Source organism: Paenibacillus sp. 1-8 (genome assembly GCF_056316205.1).
This window is the reverse complement of sequence record NZ_CM149995.1, coordinates 4238796-4260360: the sequence shown is the minus strand read 5'-3', so window position 1 is coordinate 4260360 and position 21565 is coordinate 4238796. Positions and strand designations below refer to the sequence as shown.

Genomic DNA, 21565 nt, shown 5'->3' with positions numbered 1-21565 from the left:
CAGGCATATATTATGGGCATAATGCCACCCGGAGGAGTGAACGGCATGAAACGCCTGAGTATAAAAAGGAAACACAGCAAGCGGCTCAGTAAGAAAGGCTATTGGGCGGGGTATAAAAGAGGTCGGGAGCAGGGCAGCAGATTGGGCCAGGCTTCGTTCGGCAAGGTCTTTGAAGGTGTCAGCATTATCATTCCGTCCTATAATCAGCTTCATCGGCTTCGCACCTGTATTGATCGTATTGAGGAAAATACAAGCCAGCCGCATGAAATCATCGTGGTGGATTGCGGCTCAACGGACGGAACACGCACCTATCTGCTGCGTAAAAGCATCGCTGTGCGTTACGCGCTACTCCAAAAGGATATCCATTTGACAGGCAGCTTGAATCAGGGACTGATGATGGCGAAAGGCACGACGATTGTGGTGCTGGACCCCAATGCGCTGGTAACGCCAGACTGGCTGGATCGACTTCTGGAGTGCTTGCACAGTGATCCACGTATCGGTGTCGTCGGACCTGTAACGAACGGTCCGTTCGGAGAGCAACAGATTGAGGTACCTTATACGAACGAACATGAAGCACGTCTTTTCGCCATGTCTCATAATGTTTCCAATCCGGCCGCATGGCGGGAAACCAAAAGCCTGGCCGGATTTTGTTTACTGCTGCGCAGAGAGACGCTGGAAAAGACGGGGTACTGGGACGAAGGCTGTCACAGCGGTCAGGAAGCAGATGCAGATTGGCTGCTGCGTGTACGCTTGTTGGGGACACGTCTGGCCATTGCGGGAGATGCTTTTATCCATTGCACGGAAAGTGATCGGGATACGGCTTATGCCTCTCCCCAGACGACCGGAGAAGGCGGTTTGACGGAGGAAGGCAGTCGGAACCGATCCTTTTTTGTCCAAAAGTGGGGGGATGCGGATAAGCTGCTCCACAGCCTGAAATTCGGCACATCAGAGCCGGACAGCCCGACATCGCCAGCCAAGGCCCGACACGGGTCGGCGGCAATCTTTTATCCCGTTGGAGCACTCGTTAAGGGACCGTCTGGTGCAATATATCGGCTGGAGCCGGGGAGAAGACGCCTTCTGCATGGAGTCAGTGGTGCGGGAGGTGAGGACGTTGCCCCGGTCAGGGTATCCCAGCTTGATCTGCTGGCCCTTCCGCTGGTACCGAAGCCGGAGGTGACGATTTCCGATGTCGCGGATGCACCCGTAACTGCACAGCCAGGTGTTCTGCAAAATGTGGAAATTGTGCATATTCCCGGCGAGTATGCACCTGTGCTGGCAGCCCCGGAACTGGAGAACATGCCCACGCTGCCTACACTTAATATCCCGGCTCAACGCATGCGATGGATTCAGGTCCTTTATGCGGAAGGCGGGCAACTGTATCAGATCGGGAACGGCTGGAAAAGGCCGTTCCTTACCCCCTATGCGGCCATGAGCTGGCGGGCAGCTGACTACCGGATTCGGTTGGTGTCTCCCGGAGATTTGGCGGATTTGGCGGAGGAACAGCCCATTATTGCGCCACCTGTGCTGCACGGGCATTTGTAATGCTCGGAATAGGCGCTTTTAGGCGGAACCGACTACTCGTTGCGGCATACGCTGTAGTAGCGGAAAGCCCGTAGGCAATTCGTGCGTTCCGCACGGCGGAGCACATAAAGGAGGGGCTTATGCATAACCATGTAGATGATTTGCTGATCCATATTTCGCACTCGCAGCAGCAGATGTCAAGGCTGTTGGATGCGGAACGGCAGGTGGTCGTGCGCATGTCGCAGATCATACATGAACTGCCGGACGAAGAGCCGCGTTTTGATGGAATTCCGGGTATTCTCGACAGCTCGGGACAAGTAAACAAAAGCATTGTTGCCTACTTGAACGGTATTGCCGATCTTCAGGAAGCAATGGCTGAAATGCTCGTTCGTGTCGTGAAAGAGACGGCATACCCGGACGAAGAGTAACGTACCAACCGAGGGCAGGGAGTGAACACATGAGTAGGGAAAAGGCAATGATTCATATGCTGGACGCAGCTTCCAAAATGCAATGGAATGTGTCCATGATCCTGGAGGCCAAGGCGGTAGAAGCCGAAAAAATGCGTAATTGGACGCTGAACCATTTGGAGCCTCGCGCATTTGACACGGATGAAGAACAATTGGGACGGCCTTTGGAAATTCATGAGCAGATGGTGGAAATGCTGGAGGGTTTAACCCGGCTTCAAACCGGACTGTGCAGTAATCTCAAGGCATTACTGGATCAGGATGAGCAGCAAGGTGGCGGAATGGAAGGGATGATGGGAGGAATGGGACCGGGGGATATGAGCTAATGAGCATGAGGCGCGAACGTGAGATCAAGCTGGATATGATGGAGTCCATTGCTGCCAGCCAGCACGCCGTTGCCCGGATGCTGAGCAGTCTTGCGGACTTGACGCCCCATGCAGATATGTCCGCTACCCGTCTGGTGGAAACCATTCGTATGCTCAGCAACTACCAGGGGGAAATCACGCAGATGTTGGCGGGCATCCCCTTAAGACGGCAGGTGTATGGAAAACCGACTCAGCCGTGGCTCCAGCTACCTGTTCCAAAAACGAAACAACGACGAGGAAACTAAGGAGGAATGAAAATGAGAATAAGGTGGGAACGCGTCACGCGGGGAAAAGTCCGCAAAAGACGCAAAAGCACCCGGCGTTCGAGCATCCGAAGATTAAAGCTGAGAAGAAAACGTCTGCTTGCTTTAAGACGGCGTAAAAGAGGGCTTCACTCCGCCCGCAGAAGTCGTCCTCATCGGCGTCGGCAGAAAAAACCTCAGCCCACCCCGGCGGCAGCCCCTGCTGCGGAGAATCCACAGCCCGAGCCTGTTGTACTGGAGCATGATCCGCAGGCATTTCAGCAGGGATATGATGCAGCTTACAACGAGGGTTTCAATTCAGGCTTTGCCAAAGGTTATGAAGATGGCCACCAGGTCGCTTACAAGGCTCAGTAAACTGTGCAAATTATCTATTACTGCTCATCCCCCGAAGCTAGTAGCTTCGGGGTTGTTTGCGGTTCGGCAGTTGGACGGGCAAACGCCAATTTTGTCCGGGCAGTGGCAGTCGTCCATGATGCGTTTGACCCCTCCGCATATAGTTTAGGAGTGACAGAAGTTTATCCTACAACAGGACAGGGTGAAGGATGTGAACGATCAACGAAGCGGAAATGAACGCGAAGCATACCGATGCGGCTATCGGGAAGGACGCAGAATGGGCGGTTGCACGGCTGCTCTGTCACAGGTCGTGGCAATACAGCCTGCTGTTCGCCAGCTGAAAGTGTTGTATATTCCGCAAGGCTTCGCAGCTATAGACACAGGTGTTCAAGAGGCATTAAGCCAAATATGCAGCTCATGCGCCATCGGTACTCCTGCCACGATGCTGGCTGACGCCGAGGCTCACCGTCCAGACCTCGTACTGGTCATGAACGGGCTGCATGTTTTTCCGGCGGATCATCTGGAGCAGGTGCAGCAAATACGAGCCCTGGGCATTCGGACGGCCATATGGTTTGTAGATGATCCTTACTTTACGGAGGATACGGCGTTGATCAGTCTATCCTACAATGTCGTATTTACGCACGAAATTTCTTGCCTGCCGTTTTATCGCGATCAGGGAGTAACGAGGGTACACTATTTGCCGCTTGCTGCGTCAGCCCGTATCTTTTATCCCCGGCGGGTAGAGCGGGAGCATCAGCATGATATTTGCTTCATTGGAAATGCCTTCTGGAACCGTGTGAAGCTGTTTGACCACCTCGCTCCCTTCTTGGCGGACAAAAGAGTGCTGATCGTAGGTGGGCACTGGGATCGGCTGACCCGACGGGATGTGCTGGAACGCTTTATCCGTCCGGGTTTTATGGAGCCAGAGGAAACAGCCAAATATTATAACGGCTCCAAAATTGTCATCAATATACACCGCCCAACAGATTCCGGACTGGATAACCGGAATACGCATCAGCTATCCGCGGAGTCCATTAATCCCCGGACCTACGAAATTGCTGCCTGCGGCACGCTACAGATGACGGACATTCGGAAGGATCTGAACCGCTATTACCGACCAGGCTATGACATTGAAACCTTTGGTGGAGCAGAGGAGCTGCAGGTCAAGCTGGACTACTATCTCAAGCATGACTGGGAACGTGAACGCGTGGCCTGGCGCGCACTGCACACGACCATGCAAAAGCATATGTACTCGAATCGTATGGAAGAATTGCTGGACAAGGCGATGGCCTAAAGTAAACACCATAAATAGTGAGGAGTGAAAGTGATGACGATATCTACGACAGGACCGTTGGACCCGGCCACAACCTCCTGGGAAAAGGGGAGAGCTGCGGGAACCAATGACGGCTACGACGAAGGCTATTTGCGCGGACGCGCCAATGCGATTCTTGCCCGTACGAAGGCAGTTTTCCCTTTTCGGCAAATCCATGTGCTGTATGTAGTCTCGGGTAAAGGTCTTCCCTATTCTCCACTGGATGAAGCGGTGATTACCACGTTGCAAAGTATGACGGCTCAGGTTACCGTAACTGATCCACGTCAGCCAGTAGGTGATATTGCTGCTCAGCTCCGTCCGAATCTGATGCTGGCGCTGGATGGGATGGATCTTCCGCTGGAGCAGGTGAAAGCGGTAGGTCAGTTGGGCATTCCGACCGCGATTTGGCTAACGGATGATCCCTATTATACGGACACGACGACCAAAATTGTTACGCATTATGACCATGTGTTCACGCTGGAGCTGAACTGCATCGAAATGTACCGTCAGCTCGGCTGCTCATCTGTACATTACTTGCCCTTTGCGGCGTTTCTGACTCAATATTTCCCGCTTAGCTCTCCCGCTTCCGTACGGCGTGAAATCGGGTTTACCGGCTCGGCCTACTGGAATCGCATCTATTTCTTTAATCCGATTATGCCGCAGCTTATGGCCCGTAATATTAAAATCAACGGAATCTGGTGGGATCGTCTCCCAGATTATCAATCGTACGGCGATAAAATCGAGCTGGGCCGCTGGATGTCTCCGGTCGAGACGAATGATACGTATAACGGCAGCAAAATTGTCATTAATCTTCATCGCTCACATCAGGATGATTCGGTGAATAACAATGCCCTGAAAATTCCGGGGGCGTCGCCGAATCCGCGCACGTTCGAAATTTCTGCCAGCGGCACCTTGCAGCTCACCGACACACGGGATGATTTGGCTCGTTTTTACAAGCCGGGAGAAGAGATCGAGACGTACAGTTCCCAGCAGGAGCTGCTGGAGAAGATCGAGTTTTATTTGACACACGAAAAGGAACGCCGTGAGATTGCCCTGCGTGCTCTGGAACGGACCTTGCGTGAGCATACGTACGGTCACCGGATTGACCAACTGCTGTCGGTCGTATTTCCTTAATTCGGTTCGTACGTCCGATGGTCGTTATTTTAAAGGAGGTGAACTCCGATCAAACCGAAAATGATGCTGTTCAGCCATGTCAGCAATGTCCGCAGCATTACGGGAGCGGAGAAGCTGTTATTGCAATTTTGTGTAGACATTCGTACGTACTTCGACTGCATTCTGGTGACGCCCGGTGAAGGGCGGCTGACCACGATTGCCCGCAAGCGCGGGATTACCGTCCAAATTCAGAACCTGCCCATGCTGCACGGCATGTATACCCCGTATGAGGGATTGGCGCAAGATGCGGAGAATTTGCGAAACCATGCTTCGTACGCACCGTTGCTCCAGTTGCTACAGCAAGCGCGTCCAGATGTGGTGCTGGTCAATACCTGTGTGAACGTCATGCCTGCGATGGCTTCCCATGAGTTGAATATTCCGGTGGTCTGGAAAATAACCGAAGTTATTAACCAGAATGAGCATACACCTGTCTCGGTCTCCATCATTGAGCGCTACAGCCGATGGGTCATCGGCATTTCGCAAGCTGTCTTGCGGCCTTTGCACGGGGCGGGGCTGACACGGCCGCATACGGTGTTGTCTCCTTGTCGGGATATGGATATGCCGCCGCACAAAGAGCATGTGCTGCAACGGAAACGCAAACGTGAAAAGCTGGGGTTGAAGGAATCACATATTTGTATTGGTTATATTTCTTCCTTTATCTACGAAGCCAAAGGACTGTTGCCTTTTATTCAAATGGCCCTGAAGCTGTGTGAAACGAATTCGAGCTGCCGCTTCTGGATCATCGGCAGCTCGGTGGACTCGGAATATTACGTGAAATGCGTTTCTTTAATCCGCCAATCCCGATACAGCCGCCGCTTCCAGTTCAGCTCATTTGAGGAATCTGTATCCACCGCTTATAGCGCAATGGATATCGTTGTGATCCCCAGTATGGTGGAGGAAGGCTTTGGTATGACGGCCCTGGAGGGTCTGGTTTACGGCAAGCCCGTGGTGGCCTTTGCGCAGGGCGGACTTGTGGAGCTGATGGAGGCGACCGGAAATACAGAGTTTTTGGTAGAGCCGGGAAACAGCGATATGCTGGCGGAAAAAGTGGGCTATCTGCTCAATCATCCCGAGGAAGTGGAACGGATTGGTGTATGGAACCACAGCGCGGCTACACGTGTATACGGACCTGATTCCTATCAAAACAACCTGCACGTCATGGTCAGCCAATGGGTGTTTCATTATCCGCAGTGGTTTCCGCTGATTCAGCAGCCGGGTGGTCCGGTATGGACGCGGGAGGGAGAAGGGCTGCGTCAGGTCACCGCTATACCGGAGGCATATACCAGCACGATTCGGGAATTTCCCGAATCGGTGGTGTGTCAACTGTCTGTGCTCGGTCTGCCACCTATCGAGTATGCGGCCATTCCGGGCTTGCCACAGCCACCCGCTCCTGTACCAGAGCCACAGCCGGAGCCACAGGCAGACCTGCATCATGGCAAGCGTGGCATTCGGGCGAGACGCAAGCATATCAGACCGCGCAATCGCAAGCGCAAGGGTAAGAGCAACACCGGCAGCAGGAGCCATCGCATTCGCTGGTTTCCGTCAAGGCTTCTGCCGAAATCCAAGTCCAGACAGAAGCTCAGGTTGAAGCGGAAGCTCAAACGAAAACTCAAGCTCAAGCCTGTGTCGTCGAGGCATCTGCATCCGTACAAGCGGAAGCGACTAGCGCTCAAGGCTGGGCGCCACAAAAGACAACGGTCCGGGTGAAAGCACGCCGGACCGTTGAGGTGAACGTTTAACTGGAGCACAGACAGTCTGCTGGAAAACAACGACAGCAAAGGTGGGTTCCAACACGATGAAAATATTGACCGTGCTCGGCACAAGACCGGAAATTATACGGCTCAGCCTGATTATTCCGAAGCTGGATCGCCATGCGAATCAGCATGTGCTTGTGCATACGGGCCAAAATTACACGGAAAGCCTGAGCGGGCAATTCTTCCGCGAACTGGGGCTGCGCGCCCCGGATTATGTGCTTCAGGAGAAGGCGGGGACGCTGGGGAAACAGCTGTCTGCCATGTACTCGCAGATGGAGGATATTTTAAACAAGGAGCGCCCGGATCATGTGCTGCTGCTCGGTGATACGAACAGCGCCCTGTGCGCCTTGCTTGCGGAACGTATGGGCTACCCGGTCGTGCACATGGAGGCGGGGAACCGCTGCTATGATCTGGATGTACCGGAAGAGAAGAATCGCCGCGTCATTGACGCGATTTCTACGATTAATATGCCGTATACGGAGCAAAGCAAACAGCATCTAATACGTGAAGGCTTCCCGAGCCAACGAATTATATTGACCGGAAACCCGATTTACGAAGTGATGCAGCATTACGAGAAAGAAGTGTCCAGCAGCGACATTTTGAAAAAGCTGGGACTGTCGCCGGGGCAATATTTCCTGGTGACCGCCCACAGAGCCGAAAATGTCGACCATCCGCCGCATTTGCTGGCTATTCTGGATGGCCTGAATCGGGTAGCGCAGCAGTCCGGGCAGCGGGTCATTTGCAGTATTCATCCCCGCACCGCCGCTCGTATCGCGAGCCATCCGCCGATCCAGCTTGATCCGCTGGTGGAGCTCCACGAACCGTTCGGTTTTTTTGACTTCGTTCTGCTAGAGCGGCATGCGCGCTGCGCTTTGACGGACAGCGGTACCGTACAGGAAGAATGCTGTGTCATGGGGGTGCCGACGGTCACGATGCGCCGGACGACGGAACGGCCAGAAACCGTAGATTGCGGAAGCAATATCGTGTCTGGACTGGATGGAGAGGTCATAGCGAACGCGGTAGCCTTAATGACCGGGATGAAGCATAAGTGGCAATGTCCCGCAGGATATCTGGCGCAGGATGTGTCTGATAAGGTAGTCAAATTTCTGCTTGGAGGGAAACGGCATGTTTGAAAACCAACGTATCTTGGTTACCGGCGGTACCGGCTCCTGGGGGCATGAGCTGGTTACCCAGTTACTGCCGCGTAACCCCAAAGAGGTCATTATCTTTTCGCGCGGAGAATCGAGTCAGGTTGCGATGAACAGGCAGTTTGAGGATGAACGACTTAGCTTCTGCATCGGGGATATTCGGGATAAGGATGCACTGGTTACCGCCTGTCAGGGTGTGGACTATGTATTTCATTTGGCGGCTCTCAAGCACGTACCTGTATGTGAAGATCAGCCCTATGAAGCACTCAAAACGAATGTGGTAGGCACCCAAAACGTGATCGAAGCCGCTGTCATCAATCAGGTCAAGAAAGTCATTTATATATCGACTGACAAGGCCGCGAACCCATCCAATTTTTACGGGATGACCAAGGCGATTGGTGAAAAGCTGATTGTCTACGCCAATTTGCTGAATAGCGATACGCAGTTCGTTACGGTGCGTGGCGGCAATGTATTGGGCACGAACGGAAGTGTGGTGCATCTTTTTCAGAGCCAGATTCGCCAAAAGGGTACCGTTTCGATCACAGATATGAACATGACGCGCTTTTTCCTGACTTTGCGGGATGCGATCAGTCTACTGTTCAAGGCGTCGGTGGAAAGTATCGGCGGGGAAATTTTCATCATGACCATGCCAACCTGCCGCATTGTGGATTTGGCAGAGGTGCTCATCGAGGATTCGGGCGTGGAGAATGTAGAAATTGTAGAAAAAGGTGTCCGTCCTGGCGAGAAAATTCATGAGATTTTAATGAGCGACTTTGAAAGTCTGACGACGGTCGTGTACGACGAGCAGTATTTGGTCATTCTGCCAACGCTGAATATCCCCCAACTAAAGGATCGCTACAAGCAATGCCCTCCAGTGTCGTTCAGCAGCTTTAGCTCGGAGTTCAATCTGATGTCCAAAGAGGAGATACGGAGGATTCTCCAGAGCGGGGGGTTCATTAAATGAAGCTTCTTATTTTGGGCGGTAACGGCATGGCAGGCCATGTGCTGGTCGATTACTTTCAAAAGCAGGGCGGATATAACGTGTTTTACACCACGCGTGATCCCAAGAATAAAGGTGGCCTGCTGCTGGATGTGAACGACAGTTTTATGGTGGAGCAGTTGGTGCGGAGCGTGCGGCCTGACATCATTATTAACGCGGTGGGTGTGCTGAACCAGTATGCCGGAGAGGATCAGGTTACAGCATATCAAATTAACGGTCTGCTGCCGCACCTTCTCCAGCGGACGGCGGATAGCATCGGCGCCCGTTTCATTCATATCAGCACGGACTGCGTATTTGAAGGGAAGCGGGTGCCAGGTCTATATCAAGAGACGGATCAGCCTGACGGGACAAGCGCCTATGCATTGACGAAAATACTCGGAGAAGTGAAGGCGCCGGGACATTTGACGATTCGCACCTCCATTATCGGCCCGGAAATCCGGCCGGGAGGCATTGGTCTGCTGAACTGGTTCTTGCAGCAGAGCGGGGACGTTGGCGGGTATCGCCGCGTCTTTTGGAACGGGGTTACAACGCTGGAGCTGGCTAAGGCTATACAAGTGTTGATGAATGAGCCGCTGGATGGACTCATTCATCTGGTTCATCCTGAACCGATCAGCAAGTATGATCTGTTGCTGTTATTCAAGGTCATCTGGAAGAGGGAGGATATTCGGATCGTGCCGAAGGATGAGCCGGTGCAAGACCGGACACTTCGTTCTACCCGGGCCGATCTGCTCTACGATGTTCCTCACTACAGCATTATGCTGAAGGAGCTGCTGGAATGGACAGAAGCACAGCGGAACAACGTCGGCCCGTCATTGTAATTACTGGAGCGGCAGGCTATACCGGGATACACGCCTGCCGCCATTTTGCAAAGCTCGGCTGGGAGGTAGCGGCGCTGACCCGCACGGCTGCTTCCGCCCGGGAGCTGATCTTGCAGTTGAACGGTGATGAGAACTCCAGCGCAAATTCTGGCACCAGCTTCTACATCACGTCTTATGTATGCGATTTGCTCGATAAGGAACGTCTTCGCGAAGTGATAGGCCAGATTGCGCCGGATTATGTGCTCCATCTGGGTGGTAAAAATTCGGTGCCCGAATCATGGCAAAGCCCGCTGCTCTACATGGAATCCAATGTGCTGTCCACGCTGTATCTGCTGGATGCGCTGCGCCCTTTTCCCACAGCCCGGATTGTCGTGGCGGGTTCCCGGCTGAAAGCGGCTTTGCAGGCTCCATATCATCCATCGCATCCGTACAGTCTCAGCAAAAGCCTTCAAGAGGCAGTCGCGCTCTCCTGGAGCGCGTTGTTCGGCCAATCCGTCATGCTGGCGGAGCCCTGTAATCTGATTGGCCCGGGTCCCTCCACCGGCTTTTGCGCATTGCTGGCAGGTCATATCATCAGTACAGAGCGCACGTACAGGGAGTCGGCAACCGAATCAGCTCCTGAGCCTTTGCCCGCACTCGAACCCGCACCGTTCCGGGTATCTTCCCGGCATGCGCAGCGTGATTTTCTCGACGTGCGCGATGCCGTCCGCGCATATGGTGTGCTGCTGGAGCAAGGTGTGCCGGGGCAGATTTACCCGGTCTGTACAGGTCGCATCGTGGAGCTGGGCGACATTGTGGAACGTATGGTTGCACTGGCTGAGACACCTGTCGCCATCCAATGGGGGGACGCGGCAGAATCAGCGTCTACGGATGCATACCGGGCCGAGGAGCTGGAGGACATGGGGTGGAGGCCGATTATACAGTTGGGGCAATCGTTGGAGGATATGATCCGATACCACCGAGCCGGAAAGGAAGGAACGATATGAGACCGAGTGTAACGATCGTCATTCCATTTTATAACTGTGGATACGTGGATCAGGCTCTGCAAAGCGCATTAGAGCAAACCTACGGTCCGCTTGAAATTATTGTCGTCGATGACGGTTCCACGACACATACCGAATTGCTTCAACCTTATCTTCCGTATATACATTATTTAGGGAAAGCCAATGGAGGAACGGCCAGCGCACTGAATCATGGCATTCGGCATGCTAGTGGCGATTACATTGCGTGGCTCAGCTCAGATGATACCTATCATATGGACAAAATAAACAACCAGGTATCTTTTATGGTGGAACAAGGCGCGTATATCTCTCACACCAATTTCAATTTCATCAATAACTACAGCCAGATTACAACCCATCAGGCGGCGGCTGTGTTTCCTTCCCTACCGGAGTTTTATCGTTTTTTCCAGCAAGGAAATCCGGTCAACGGATGCACGGTCATGTTTAAAAAGGAGCTGTTCTCACATATCGGTCTGTTCGATGAATTGCTGCCATATACCCATGATCTGGATATGTGGTACCGAGTGATGCTGGCGCGATATCCATTTCCTTTTCTGAACGAGCCGCTGGTCAACTATCGTTGGCATGATGAAATGGGAACCCAAAAGCATTGGCCGGCCGTTGAACGGGAGTACAACATAACCCAAGCGCGTTATCAAGATCGCTTCAGTCAGCTGTTGAGCGGTTTATCCTCATGAAGCCGGAAGTCTGTCAGGGGGGATTGATATGGTAGATACGGGGATTGTTATGCCGCTGTACAAACAGGATATCGGTTATCTACAAGCTGCGATCTCATCCGTACTAGCTCAGAGCTACAGGGCATTTCGCTTTATCATTGTTATTGACGGAGCGCCAGAAATGGTAGGGCCGGCGCTCAACGCAGCAATGGGGGACCCGCGTGTTCAGTTGGTTACACTCCCTCAGAACAAAGGAGTATCCAGTGCCCTCAACCGGGGGTTTGACGAGTTGTTCCAAGATCCTGCGATCACATATGTGACCTGGGTATCCAGTGACAATGTATATTATCCCGGCTTTATAGAACGACTGCGACGAGAGCTGGAGCACGGGCCGGACTCGCTCGGCCTTGTATTCTCCACCTTCCGCCAGATTGATGCTTCAGGAAGCCCGTTGTATGATGAGCAGCATCAACAAGCGCTGATCCGGTATCAGAGCCAGTCGCATGAGGAACTGCTGAACGCCAGCATTGTTGGGGTTTCATTTATGTACAAAAGCAAATATGCCCGCCGGATCGGCGGCTATCGGTTGCAACCCGTGGAGGATTATGATTACTGGCTGCGGCTGACCGAGACGTGCAGCATGAAATTCATCCCGGAGATCCTTATGGATTACCGGGTGAATTCTGCTTTTAGTGTATCGGCCAGCTTGCACAGCCAGAAGGAGCATCGACGCTGGCGGCACGCATTTCAAGTCGCCAAGCATGAGGCAAGAGCGCGCCGGAGTATTCCGCTTGAAATGACCATTCTCATGCCCGTCACGGATATGACTCAGGCTGAGCCGCTGCTGGATAACCTGCTAGAGCAGCATTACAGCAATTGCTTGGTGCGGTTGCTGGATCTTACGCCGGAACAGGGCGCCTCTTCCTTCCTGCCGATGATGCTCGATCCTCGGCTAATCGTAACGCCAAGACCGCACTATTCGGTCAGGGAAGCACTCGTTCAGGCGATTGGGGAAACGGTTACCCGCTTTGTTGTGTGCTACGGTGTCAAACCTTATATCGCTGTGACGGATCTGCTGTATCTGACCGATTTGCTGCGCCCGCTACAGGATACACATGCCTTTTCCTATTATACAGATGACCATTCCGCCATAGGCAGCGGCCGAGGAGTCCATTCCGTACCGCCGGAATGGAATTACGTGTATTACACCCACGGGCTGCATCAGGCTCTGGAACGGGGTTGCTTTTAGCTGACAGGAGACAGCGCCGGGATCGTGGTCAACTCCGACTGAAGGACACGATGCTCCTGTACAACATTGCCGAATTGGTCCAGTCCGAAGTTGGAAAGCACCACATTTGCGGGTGCAGCGGAGACTACGTTGTATTGTACCTCATAGGCAAGTACACCTTGTACAAAAAAGGTACGTCGGGCAATGGAATTTGCAGGTACGCTAATCGATGACACGTACAAGGGTATCTTGGTATCCGGTACGAGCGAGAAAAAAATTTGTACCGTCACGATTGCCGCGTTCACCGTATCCTCATTGACCACATTCACAACGATATTGGAGCAGGCAGTACCAAAATCTCTGGTGTTTGTCATATAGCCGGTTGTAAAAGCCAAATGAATCATCCTTTCGAAAACAGAATATTGGAAAACCCCCGAAGGGATGCTCCTATACTATGAATCTACTGAATAGAAAGCTTGTATGCTTGTCGGTAGGCTATGCCGAAAAAAGGTACATTTTTGGAGATACCCCTTCCATGATTACCAATTTGCAATGAAAGGAATGCTCGCGATGCCTTTAAATTTTCAAGTGACACCCAGCGGTTTACCCAAGTTTGAGCCGAGTGTCGCTGTTAATTTGTTGAATCCGAATATTGTGGTGGCTGTCGCTGTTGACTTTAGTAGCGGGCCCCCTCTCATTGGTCTTTACCGATCATTGGACGCAGGGGCGGACTGGACCGATTCTTTACTGCCGCTTCCGCCGGGATATACAGGAGCTGAGGCGGGAATGGTAGCCTATCTGTTTCCCAATATTTTTATCGTATCCGCACATGTGTTTCCGGGAAATGAAAACGGGGCTGTCGCGATCTACCGCTCTACGGACGATGGAGCAACCTTTGCTCCTCCGGTGGTCATTAATCCGGGCTTTGGAGATTACATTAATAATGACTGGACCAATATTACAACAGATAACGCCGGAGCCAGCCCCTATCTCGGGCATGTCTATGTCACGTATAACCGTCAATACAATATAGAGTTTAATGCCCGGTCTGTGGCGTTCTATCAACGCTCCATTGATGGAGGATTAACTTGGGACCGACCGTTATTGCTTTCGAATATCCAATCCTCCACGGAGCGACCTGAGCCTGCGGTCGACAAATATGGAAGCGTCTATGTCAGCTGGATTCGTACGGGTCCGCAGACACCGGCTTATTTTATCCGGCGATCCTTTGATGGAGGGGCTATCTTTAGCGGGGATATTCTCGTATCCAACATAACGCTTGTACCCAGTCCCTTGCCCGTCCCCGGTTACAGCTTTCGGATACTGAATATTCCCAGCTTGGCCGCGGACTGCTCGGGTGTGCCTTCTACAACAAATACGTTATATGCCGTTTGGCAGGACTTTGGTCAGGGATACAGCAATATTTTAATGTCCAAATCACTCAATTTCGGCACAACATGGAGTGCTCCGGTCGTCGTGACGGACAGCCCGCCTGGCTCGCAAAATTTCTTTCCTGCAATTTCGGTTTCGCCCAAGACGGGACTTATTGCTATCGTATACTACACCAATCGCTTGGACGGTTTTAATCTGGATGTATTCACCGCCCAGTCGTCCGATGGAGGTAACACCTTCGTGAACAGCCGCCTGACGACGACCTCCTTTAACCCGAATGCTGGGGGTGGAGTAGGCCCAGTGGAGGTGCTTGGTGACTATATTGATGTAGCCATTGTGCCGCCGAATAGCTACATTGCCGTCTGGACGGATACGCGCACTGGCAGTCTGACGATTTTTGCCGGTGTACCGGGAGGTGGAGCCTGATGCCGAATGTGCAGCTTACGCCTAACGGAAGGCTGGCGCAGGAGCCGAGTGTAGCTTTCAACCTGCTCGACGGTACCATTGTGTCTGCGGCTATCGATTTTACGACGGGACCGCCGTTGACGGCAGTCTACCGTTCCGGCAACGGCGGTGTATCCTTCACACAGCAGATTTTACCACTGCCAGCCGGATATGTAGGGGCGGAATCCCATAGCGTCAGCTACGGCTTTCCCAACTTGTTCGTCATAGCCTGTCACGTATTTACCGCAGACGGTTTGAACGGTACCATCGCTACTTACGTGTCCAGAGACAATGGCAATACATTTGATCCGCCCGTGATTGCCCAGCGGGGGTATGGGACATTTGTCAATAATGTTGAAGTAGGCGTGACATTCGATACGTCTCAGGTTAGCTCCTATACCGGAAACATCTATTTATGTTATACGCATCAGTACAATCCCGACTTTTTCGGCGGCTCGGTCATGTTTTTCCAGCGATCACAGGATGGAGGGATCACATGGGATACACCCGTGGTGCTCACCGCTGGCTCCAATCAGATCACGCGGGGGGAAATCACCGTGAACATTACAGGGGTGATTTATGTCGGGTACCTTGTGACCAATCCTGTTAATGGATACCAGGTCATTGTGTCCTTCAATGGGGGGACAGCGTTCAGTTCCTCGCTACCTGTGTCTTCTGTTGTCCCGGTTCCGAGTCCGTTGCCCGTGCCCGGGTTTGGCTTCAATGTGCTGCCGGCGGCTAATATTGCCGTAGATCATTCTACTAGCCCGAATCAGGGCACACTTTATGCGGTCTGGCAGGATAATCGGGCAGGGTATGCAGATGTACTGCTCGCCCGGTCGGTGGATGGTGGATTAAGCTGGACTGCGCCGCAATCGGTGACAGGGGCCAGTGCAGGGGCACAGCATTTTTTCCCGGCCATTGATGTATCGCCCGTGACCGGTGTGATTAAGATCGTATACTATACCAATCAACTATCCCTCTCTTTATTAGATGTATTTCTGGCCGAATCAGCGGACGGCGGGCTTACCTTTACAAACCGCAGAGTAACAGACAACTCCTTTAATCCTAACGGGATTAGTCCGGTTCCAGTCGTCACGATAGGTAATTTTATTGATGTAACGATCGTGCCGAATAATGGATTTTTTGCGGTATGGACAGATGCGTTATCGGGTTTCCAGCAAATTTACGGAAGTAACGGAATGTAGCTCAGCGTACGAGACAGAGGAGGTGAGGCTGTTTTGAAAATTTTGTTGGCTACGTACTGGCCGATTCCTCATTTGGGTGGCGTATGGCCCTTTATGCTGCAAATTAAACGGAGACTGGAGCTACTGGGTCACACGGTAGACTTGATGGGGAACGGACCGGATACACCTAAATACCATATTGTTTTTGAAGATAGGGAGCTGCTGAAGGCTCAACTGCTGCCCATGCTGGATGCGAAGCTGAATGAGTCGGCTGTACCTGTATTACATTTGGATTCATGGGTGCAGACCGTGGAAAAGGATCGATACTGTATGGAGCTGGCGGCGGCATATTTTGGGGTGGATCAGTACGATATCATTCACACGCAGGATGTCATTGCGACGCGTGCTCTAAGCCGGGTCAAACGTAAGGACAGTGCGTTGGTAGCCAATATTCATGGCTCGCTGGCTCGCGAAGTTATGATGGCTCTCGAACGGGATCATGAGGAGGGTTACCGCGAGACCTTGATGTGGAAATATTATTGGGCGCTGGAGCACTATGGCGCTCTGTCCGCTGATATTACCATTACGTCTACGGAATGGATGAAACAGACGCTCGTCCGTGAATTTGAAGTGCCAGAGCAGCAGATTGCCACCTTCCAATATGGCCTGGATACCGAGCGCTTTTGGGAAGTCCAGGCGAAGGGAACGGACATGACACGACCCGAGGGGAAAAAAGTCATTATTTGTCCCTCACGGCTGGTATATATCAAAGGACTGCATTATCTAATAAGCGCTCTTGGCTTGCTGAAAGCAAGGCGTACGGATTGGGTGTGCTGGATTGTTGGAGAGGGGGACAAAAGGGAAGAGCTTCAAACACAGGCGAAGGAGCTGGGGCTGGTGGAAGAGGTAGTTTTCCTCGGGCATCGTGAAGATGTGCCTGCCCTTTTGCAACTGGCAGATATTTTTGTTCATCCGAGCATACAGGATAATCAGCCCTTTTCGGTTATGGAGGCGCAGGTTTCGGGGCTTCCGGCAGTGGTATCGAATGCGGGTGGACTCCCGGAAATGGTGGAGCATGAACGTACTGGACTGGTTTCCCTGGTTGGCGATGTGGAGGCGTTGGCAGCTCATTTGCAGCATTTGCTGGCTCAGGATGACGTGCGTATGGCCATGGGGAACCGTGCCAAGACATGGGGAACTGCGCATTGGTCTCTGGATGTCATGATTGCACGGCTCGTGGGTATTTACGGGCAAGCGCTCAATCAAGTACGTTGATTCGATAGTGAGGAGGGGGAGCATGACTTTTCCTGTAGTTGGAGACTTGTACAACCGTATTTTTGAAATCCAGCAGTCGCACCCAGATTTTGAGGTGGATTATGAAATATGGAACCGGATTAACACCTCGTTACCGGAACATTATAAGCTACCGGACACTGAAATTCTGGAACGTCTCAAACAAACTGTGCCATGAGAACGACAGTAATTTAATACATCTGGAGCAATTGTAAAAGGCAGGCGGGGACGTGGTTCCCTGCCTGCCTTTTGGATGATTTCAGATCATGTTCCGTCCGGGTTTTCATCAACCGAATCTTCGTAGACCGAGCCTTGGATCACGAGTGGACCCGTGACAACGGCCCTGCGGTCAGCCGATTGCACGGTCAGGCAATATACATATGGCGCTGTCTGTTCCACGGTTTCCTCATACCTTAGCTCGGCAAAACCCTCCTGATAGCAGGAATCCTGCAACCAGTCCAGCACGGGACCCTGCCCGTCGTTGCGACGCAGCCGGATATCCAGCTCTCCGATATCCCAGTTGAGCAGCGGATTTTCCCATGCCAAGGAGGCTTCAATGACAATACGTCCTTCAGACTCACTCGCAGGAATGATCAACGTAGATAGCACGTTCTCCTGTCCGGTGACCTGAAAAGGCAGCGCATGTGTGCCTGCATCGGCTTTGTTTTGTACCGAATATTTTAACATACCTTCTTCCTCTCCTGTCCGTGTATTAGGGCGTCACGGTAAAATGACTGGCTGTACGCATAGCAACCACGTTCCCATCCTCTACAAATTCAGCCAAAATAAATAGCGTTTCCGGATTGCATATACTCGTGACCACCCGCAGGTAAAAAGGATTTTGGGCTGTCTCCATATCCTTGAGCTGTACGACGGAGCCGGCTTCGGGAGAAGCGCTAAGGCTAAGGAGCTGCCGCCGGAAAACGCCGCCATCATTCCCTATTTCCAACAGTACATCGACAGGTCTCTTTTCACGATTGAACAGGGTCACATGGCAGCTCTGGATACTGGCGCTGTCATAAGCGAGGTGATGATCAGCAGATAAAAGAAACACGGCCATATCCTGTAGCCTCCTTGAATTCCGTTGTATACCAGCCTTATATCATATGAAAATGTGCCATGTCTGGACTGGATAGTTGTACGCCTTTTTTGACAAAATACGCGCCGGTGTCCAACCCTTTTAGCCGAGCTGTGCATGTAATGTAGCGTGGAACAACCTGCGGCCTGAGGAGAAAGGTCGCTTTAAAAAAGGAGGCACGGCTATGAGACTTGCACAACTGGCAGGGGAATATGATGCGGTCTTCAGTTTGGGGCAAAACTGCACGCCTGCCATTCAATTGGAAAAGAACCGCCTGCGGCCGTTTGCCGGGGTGCTGGACTGGATGATGTCTGACACGCTGTCCGATGTGAACCGCTTGCTGGAAAACCGGTTTGCCGGGTTTATGGATTTGCCCAATTTAAGTGTTGTTGGTACGAGCCAACTGAACTATATGGTCAGGGATATCGATTATAACGTGATCTCGGTACATGATTTCCCACAGGAACGCAATACGTCCGCCGATCTGGCGACTTATCCGGAGTTCAGAGAGAAGATAGACCGCCGTATCGAACGTTTTTTTGCAAAAACGCAGAAGGCGCAGCGCAGCTTGTTCGTCCGTATGCTGGGAACCTATGCAGAGGTAGAGGAGCTGGAGCGCATCTTGTCCGGCATGATGGCGCATGAATTTCGTCTGCTCATCGTTAACTGTTCCGGTGTAACAGAGTTGACCGAGTTGGACTGGCAGCTTGCGAATGTATGCGCGGTGGAAATGCCTTTTGCCGATGTATGGAATTACCAAAGTGATCCGCACTGGCGTATGCTTTTTCAGGGAATGTCCTTGTCATCGGAAAGGGGAGGACGGCGTGCTTGAGCGATTGCAGGGGGATTATGACGCTGTATTCAGCCTGGGAGGACATTGCCTGCCTTCCATTCAACTGGATAAAAACGGACTGCGTCCGTATGCGGGACCGCTGGACTGGATGATTTCCGGCAACTTGTCGCAGATCAGTCGCTTGCTGGATGCCCGTTTCGCCGGATTTATGGACCTTGCCAGCCTGCGTGTCACGGGGCATGATTACGGCGAGTATAACTTCATGGTCGAGGATACGTCGTATGAGATTACGGCGGCACACCATTTTCCCGTTACCCAGAATACATCGGAGCATCTGACTTCCTATCCTGCATTCAAAACGACGCTTGATCGCCGCATTGCACGTCTACTGGAGAAATCTGCGCTTGCGTCCCGTCTGCTGCTGGTTCGTCTGGGGGGAAGCCGGGATCAGGCGGTAGAATTGCACACCGTGTTATCAAGGATGATCACCCACGATTTTCGCTTGTTATTCGTGGATTATACAGGGACTGCCGGCGTGACGGAGCTGGATTGGGGGCTGGAGCAACTGGTTCCAGTGGCGCTGCCGCCTGAGGATATTTGGAGCGGGCAGGATGAGATGTGGCGCTTTATGCTGGAAAACGTCAGGCTGCATGTCTGAACATTTGAACATCTGGGAGGTACGTCTTAGATTGTCTTTGGTGCCTGTGCTTGTGCCTGCGCCTGCGCCAAGCTGTAGAGCGCCGCATAACATGATGGGAAAGGAAGAAACTTGCTTCGGTTCAAAAGGAGGGTGCGCTAGTGAAGGCTTTGGTCACCGGGGGAGCCGGATTTATTGGTTCCCATCTGGTGCGTGCGCTTGCTGATTCGGGCATCAGGGTGCATGTGCTGGATAATCTGACGACCGGGAATGTCGCAAATGTCGACCCGCGCGCGGTCATGCATATGGCGGATATCCGCAGCTCCGAGACCCGGACGCTGCTCATTCGGGAAAGCCCGGATATTGTGTTTCACTTGGCGGCACAGGCCGATGTCCAGCAATCCATCCATCGACCAGATGTGGACGCAGATGTGAATGTGATGGGGACGATCCATCTGTTGCAGGCTTGTCATGAAGCTGGTGTATCCAAGCTGATATTCGCGTCCACATCCGGCGTATACGGTGAACTGCAAAAGCAATATATTCAGGAAGACGATCCCGTGGAGCCGATTTCGGGCTACGGGCTTTCCAAGCTGACCGCAGAATCGTATATCCGGCTTTTTCATCGGTTATATGGCATGAATTACACGATTTTGCGTTACGGTAATGTGTATGGTCCCGGTCAGGCGGCGAAGGGAGAGGGCGGTGTAGTCGCTCTTTTTATGGATCGGCTGAAAAAAGGAAGCCCCTTGCTCATTCACGGCGACGGAACGCAAACCCGCGATTTCGTGTACGTCAAGGATGTAGTCAGAGCCAATATGGCGGCTATACGTGCAGCGGATCAACGTACAGTACATGTGAGTACGGGACGAACCACGTCCATCAATCGGCTGGCCTACGATTTGCTGAAGCTGCACGGCTCGTCCGTTCGGCCCGTGTATTCAGCTGCGCGGGTGGGAGACATTCACCATAGCTGTCTTAGCAACGCAGTCGCGAGACATTGGCTTCGGTGGGAACCGCTATATGGCATCTCTGCCGGATTGAAGGAAACGTACGTGAGCAGTATGGGTTCAGGCAAAGAAGGCGTGTAGCGGGAAAGCGTTTGGATTCTGGAAGAGGCTGGGGGATCAGCCTCTTTTTTATGTATAGCCTGGCAGTTACTTATAGGAAAATATGCCCTTACCTGATAGAATGGTCAGCAGTATAGACAGAAGCCGCAGCACCCATGATGAAATTTGATGGAATTTGTATCGTATGTTTAGCCATGACATGCTTCTCCTTATACCCGGCGGCTTTATTTTAGAATCATAGAGATAGCAGATAAAAGTAAACCTATGATCATAAAAATAAATGACCATTTCCATCTGTTTTTTCTATCTTTCCCCTCGGGGTCCGCCGCCTGTTCAATATAAAAATTGGAACGCATACGGTCACCACTAACCCCTGTTCCACTTAAAATAATGGCGAGTATGATGAAGACCGCTCCTGTCCAGCTCGCATAATCATATATCATGCTGAACCCTCCCTCTTCTTATCTTCTCTATTACCCCCATGTAGTTTATCTTATTACCGTTTTCAAAACAAAACCTGCAATCGGGCTTATTTCTGAGGATGGTGTTGAACTGCTCATTCACATTGGAATTAATACGGTAAGCCTGAAGGGAAAAAGGATATCCATGCTGGA

At 52.2% G+C, this 21565-nt stretch carries 25 protein-coding genes and 1 pseudogene; 22 read left to right on the top strand and 4 right to left on the bottom strand.

Features of this window, described 5'->3' with window-relative positions:
- The first annotated feature begins 45 nt into the window (after window positions 1–45).
- The 14 genes from AC0WRU_RS19590 (at window position 46) to AC0WRU_RS19525 (ending at window position 13078) form a co-directional block, all read left to right on the top strand.
- Window positions 46–1542, top strand: coding sequence for a glycosyltransferase family 2 protein (locus tag AC0WRU_RS19590; RefSeq protein WP_476126012.1), 1497 nt, complete (start codon window positions 46–48; stop codon window positions 1540–1542).
- A gap of 119 nt (window positions 1543–1661) precedes the next feature.
- Entirely contained in the window at window positions 1662–1949 is a 288-nt protein-coding gene (locus AC0WRU_RS19585) for a nucleoside-diphosphate sugar epimerase (RefSeq protein WP_476126011.1), read from the top strand.
- Window positions 1950–1978: 29 nt separating this feature from the next.
- Window positions 1979–2311, top strand: coding sequence for an alpha-helical endospore appendage domain-containing protein (locus AC0WRU_RS19580; protein ID WP_025684989.1), 333 nt, complete (start codon window positions 1979–1981; stop codon window positions 2309–2311).
- On the top strand, window positions 2311–2595 hold the full coding sequence (locus AC0WRU_RS19575; RefSeq protein ID WP_476126010.1) for a hypothetical protein: 285 nt from the start codon (window positions 2311–2313) through the stop codon (window positions 2593–2595). Before AC0WRU_RS19580 ends, AC0WRU_RS19575 begins: the two co-directional genes overlap by 1 nt.
- Window positions 2596–2607: 12 nt before the next feature.
- On the top strand, window positions 2608–2967 hold the full coding sequence (locus tag AC0WRU_RS19570; protein WP_476126009.1) for a hypothetical protein: 360 nt from the start codon (window positions 2608–2610) through the stop codon (window positions 2965–2967).
- Between the two features lie 181 nt (window positions 2968–3148).
- A complete protein-coding gene (locus AC0WRU_RS19565) occupies window positions 3149–4240 on the top strand; it encodes a CgeB family protein (protein ID WP_476126008.1) in 1092 nt (363 codons plus the stop codon).
- A 33-nt stretch (window positions 4241–4273) separates the two neighbouring features.
- Entirely contained in the window at window positions 4274–5392 is a 1119-nt protein-coding gene (locus AC0WRU_RS19560) for a CgeB family protein (protein WP_025684986.1), read from the top strand.
- A 60-nt stretch (window positions 5393–5452) separates the two neighbouring features.
- On the top strand, window positions 5453–7138 hold the full coding sequence (locus AC0WRU_RS19555) for a glycosyltransferase (RefSeq protein WP_476126007.1): 1686 nt from the start codon (window positions 5453–5455) through the stop codon (window positions 7136–7138).
- Window positions 7139–7226: 88 nt separating this feature from the next.
- Entirely contained in the window at window positions 7227–8318 is a 1092-nt protein-coding gene (gene wecB / locus AC0WRU_RS19550) for a non-hydrolyzing UDP-N-acetylglucosamine 2-epimerase (RefSeq protein ID WP_476126006.1), read from the top strand.
- A complete protein-coding gene (locus AC0WRU_RS19545; protein WP_149094715.1) occupies window positions 8311–9297 on the top strand; it encodes a polysaccharide biosynthesis protein in 987 nt (328 codons plus the stop codon). Before wecB ends, AC0WRU_RS19545 begins: the two co-directional genes overlap by 8 nt.
- Window positions 9294–10151 carry a dTDP-4-dehydrorhamnose reductase family protein gene (locus tag AC0WRU_RS19540; protein WP_476126005.1) on the top strand — a complete coding sequence of 286 codons (858 nt, stop codon included), beginning with the start codon at window positions 9294–9296 and terminating at the stop codon, window positions 10149–10151. The genes AC0WRU_RS19545 and AC0WRU_RS19540 overlap by 4 nt, the downstream gene beginning before the upstream one ends.
- Window positions 10109–11137, top strand: coding sequence for an NAD-dependent epimerase/dehydratase family protein (locus tag AC0WRU_RS19535; protein WP_476126004.1), 1029 nt, complete (start codon window positions 10109–10111; stop codon window positions 11135–11137). Before AC0WRU_RS19540 ends, AC0WRU_RS19535 begins: the two co-directional genes overlap by 43 nt.
- Window positions 11134–11850 carry a glycosyltransferase gene (locus AC0WRU_RS19530; protein WP_476126003.1) on the top strand — a complete coding sequence of 239 codons (717 nt, stop codon included), beginning with the start codon at window positions 11134–11136 and terminating at the stop codon, window positions 11848–11850. Before AC0WRU_RS19535 ends, AC0WRU_RS19530 begins: the two co-directional genes overlap by 4 nt.
- 28 nt (window positions 11851–11878) lie before the next feature.
- Window positions 11879–13078 (top strand): glycosyltransferase, encoded by a 1200-nt coding sequence (locus tag AC0WRU_RS19525; protein ID WP_476126002.1) that lies wholly within the window; start codon window positions 11879–11881, stop codon window positions 13076–13078.
- On the opposite strand, the gene AC0WRU_RS19520 is transcribed toward AC0WRU_RS19525, so the two are convergent.
- Window positions 13075–13461, bottom strand: a complete 387-nt coding sequence (locus AC0WRU_RS19520; RefSeq protein WP_476126001.1) for a hypothetical protein — start codon at window positions 13459–13461, stop codon at window positions 13075–13077. The genes AC0WRU_RS19525 and AC0WRU_RS19520 overlap by 4 nt on opposite strands.
- A gap of 166 nt (window positions 13462–13627) precedes the next feature.
- Here AC0WRU_RS19520 and AC0WRU_RS19515 point away from each other — a divergent pair, with 166 nt between their 5' ends.
- From AC0WRU_RS19515 to AC0WRU_RS19500, 4 genes are read left to right on the top strand one after another with little or no spacing between them, the layout of a single operon-like run.
- Window positions 13628–14875: a WD40/YVTN/BNR-like repeat-containing protein gene (locus AC0WRU_RS19515; RefSeq protein ID WP_476126000.1), complete on the top strand. Its 1248-nt coding sequence runs from the start codon at window positions 13628–13630 to the stop codon at window positions 14873–14875.
- Window positions 14875–16101, top strand: coding sequence for a sialidase family protein (locus AC0WRU_RS19510; RefSeq protein WP_476125999.1), 1227 nt, complete (start codon window positions 14875–14877; stop codon window positions 16099–16101). Before AC0WRU_RS19515 ends, AC0WRU_RS19510 begins: the two co-directional genes overlap by 1 nt.
- 33 nt (window positions 16102–16134) lie before the next feature.
- Window positions 16135–17355: a glycosyltransferase family 4 protein gene (locus AC0WRU_RS19505; RefSeq protein WP_476125998.1), complete on the top strand. Its 1221-nt coding sequence runs from the start codon at window positions 16135–16137 to the stop codon at window positions 17353–17355.
- Window positions 17356–17377: 22 nt separating this feature from the next.
- Entirely contained in the window at window positions 17378–17551 is a 174-nt protein-coding gene (locus AC0WRU_RS19500; protein WP_476125997.1) for a hypothetical protein, read from the top strand.
- An 86-nt stretch (window positions 17552–17637) separates the two neighbouring features.
- Here the strand turns inward: AC0WRU_RS19500 and AC0WRU_RS19495 are convergent, their stop codons facing one another.
- On the bottom strand, window positions 17638–18060 hold the full coding sequence (locus AC0WRU_RS19495) for a hypothetical protein (protein ID WP_149094721.1): 423 nt from the start codon (window positions 18058–18060) through the stop codon (window positions 17638–17640).
- A 25-nt stretch (window positions 18061–18085) separates the two neighbouring features.
- Window positions 18086–18433 carry a hypothetical protein gene (locus AC0WRU_RS19490; protein ID WP_476125996.1) on the bottom strand — a complete coding sequence of 116 codons (348 nt, stop codon included), beginning with the start codon at window positions 18431–18433 and terminating at the stop codon, window positions 18086–18088.
- Window positions 18434–18635: 202 nt separating this feature from the next.
- Between AC0WRU_RS19490 and AC0WRU_RS19485 the strand changes: the two genes are divergently transcribed.
- From AC0WRU_RS19485 to AC0WRU_RS19475, 3 genes are all read left to right on the top strand, one after another.
- On the top strand, window positions 18636–19283 hold the full coding sequence (locus AC0WRU_RS19485) for a DUF1796 family putative cysteine peptidase (protein WP_476125995.1): 648 nt from the start codon (window positions 18636–18638) through the stop codon (window positions 19281–19283).
- Window positions 19276–19902, top strand: coding sequence for a DUF1796 family putative cysteine peptidase (locus AC0WRU_RS19480; protein ID WP_476125994.1), 627 nt, complete (start codon window positions 19276–19278; stop codon window positions 19900–19902). The genes AC0WRU_RS19485 and AC0WRU_RS19480 overlap by 8 nt, the downstream gene beginning before the upstream one ends.
- A gap of 140 nt (window positions 19903–20042) precedes the next feature.
- Window positions 20043–20972, top strand: coding sequence for an NAD-dependent epimerase/dehydratase family protein (locus tag AC0WRU_RS19475; protein WP_476125993.1), 930 nt, complete (start codon window positions 20043–20045; stop codon window positions 20970–20972).
- Window positions 20973–21175: 203 nt separating this feature from the next.
- Here AC0WRU_RS19475 and AC0WRU_RS19470 read toward each other — a convergent pair whose 3' ends face one another.
- On the bottom strand, window positions 21176–21394 hold the full coding sequence (locus AC0WRU_RS19470; protein ID WP_476125992.1) for a DUF5316 family protein: 219 nt from the start codon (window positions 21392–21394) through the stop codon (window positions 21176–21178).
- Here AC0WRU_RS19470 and AC0WRU_RS19465 point away from each other — a divergent pair.
- Window positions 21390–21557: pseudogene (locus AC0WRU_RS19465) on the top strand (PTS glucose transporter subunit IIA); the annotation flags it as partial. The gene AC0WRU_RS19470 and the pseudogene AC0WRU_RS19465 overlap by 5 nt on opposite strands.
- Window positions 21558–21565 lie beyond the last annotated feature (8 nt).

What these genes read in the sequence shown, in the direction of transcription:
- AC0WRU_RS19590 (WP_476126012.1), top strand. Translation starts at nt 46, where the DNA reads ATGAAACGCCTGAGTATAAAAAGGAAACACAGCAAGCGGCTCAGTAAG.
- AC0WRU_RS19575 (WP_476126010.1), top strand. Translation starts at nt 2,311, where the DNA reads ATGAGCATGAGGCGCGAACGTGAGATCAAGCTGGATATGATGGAGTCC.
- AC0WRU_RS19510 (WP_476125999.1), top strand. Translation starts at nt 14,875, where the DNA reads ATGCCGAATGTGCAGCTTACGCCTAACGGAAGGCTGGCGCAGGAGCCG.
- AC0WRU_RS19585 (WP_476126011.1), top strand. Translation starts at nt 1,662, where the DNA reads ATGCATAACCATGTAGATGATTTGCTGATCCATATTTCGCACTCGCAG.
- AC0WRU_RS19540 (WP_476126005.1), top strand. Translation starts at nt 9,294, where the DNA reads ATGAAGCTTCTTATTTTGGGCGGTAACGGCATGGCAGGCCATGTGCTG.
- AC0WRU_RS19570 (WP_476126009.1), top strand. Translation starts at nt 2,608, where the DNA reads ATGAGAATAAGGTGGGAACGCGTCACGCGGGGAAAAGTCCGCAAAAGA.
- AC0WRU_RS19520 (WP_476126001.1), bottom strand. Translation starts at nt 13,461, where the DNA reads ATGATTCATTTGGCTTTTACAACCGGCTATATGACAAACACCAGAGAT.
- AC0WRU_RS19485 (WP_476125995.1), top strand. Translation starts at nt 18,636, where the DNA reads ATGAGACTTGCACAACTGGCAGGGGAATATGATGCGGTCTTCAGTTTG.
- AC0WRU_RS19500 (WP_476125997.1), top strand. Translation starts at nt 17,378, where the DNA reads ATGACTTTTCCTGTAGTTGGAGACTTGTACAACCGTATTTTTGAAATC.
- AC0WRU_RS19525 (WP_476126002.1), top strand. Translation starts at nt 11,879, where the DNA reads ATGGTAGATACGGGGATTGTTATGCCGCTGTACAAACAGGATATCGGT.
- AC0WRU_RS19495 (WP_149094721.1), bottom strand. Translation starts at nt 18,060, where the DNA reads ATGTTAAAATATTCGGTACAAAACAAAGCCGATGCAGGCACACATGCG.
- AC0WRU_RS19530 (WP_476126003.1), top strand. Translation starts at nt 11,134, where the DNA reads ATGAGACCGAGTGTAACGATCGTCATTCCATTTTATAACTGTGGATAC.
- wecB (WP_476126006.1), top strand. Translation starts at nt 7,227, where the DNA reads ATGAAAATATTGACCGTGCTCGGCACAAGACCGGAAATTATACGGCTC.
- AC0WRU_RS19555 (WP_476126007.1), top strand. Translation starts at nt 5,453, where the DNA reads ATGATGCTGTTCAGCCATGTCAGCAATGTCCGCAGCATTACGGGAGCG.
- AC0WRU_RS19545 (WP_149094715.1), top strand. Translation starts at nt 8,311, where the DNA reads ATGTTTGAAAACCAACGTATCTTGGTTACCGGCGGTACCGGCTCCTGG.
- AC0WRU_RS19535 (WP_476126004.1), top strand. Translation starts at nt 10,109, where the DNA reads ATGGACAGAAGCACAGCGGAACAACGTCGGCCCGTCATTGTAATTACT.
- AC0WRU_RS19470 (WP_476125992.1), bottom strand. Translation starts at nt 21,394, where the DNA reads ATGATATATGATTATGCGAGCTGGACAGGAGCGGTCTTCATCATACTC.
- AC0WRU_RS19580 (WP_025684989.1), top strand. Translation starts at nt 1,979, where the DNA reads ATGAGTAGGGAAAAGGCAATGATTCATATGCTGGACGCAGCTTCCAAA.
- AC0WRU_RS19515 (WP_476126000.1), top strand. Translation starts at nt 13,628, where the DNA reads ATGCCTTTAAATTTTCAAGTGACACCCAGCGGTTTACCCAAGTTTGAG.
- AC0WRU_RS19560 (WP_025684986.1), top strand. Translation starts at nt 4,274, where the DNA reads ATGACGATATCTACGACAGGACCGTTGGACCCGGCCACAACCTCCTGG.
- AC0WRU_RS19490 (WP_476125996.1), bottom strand. Translation starts at nt 18,433, where the DNA reads ATGGCCGTGTTTCTTTTATCTGCTGATCATCACCTCGCTTATGACAGC.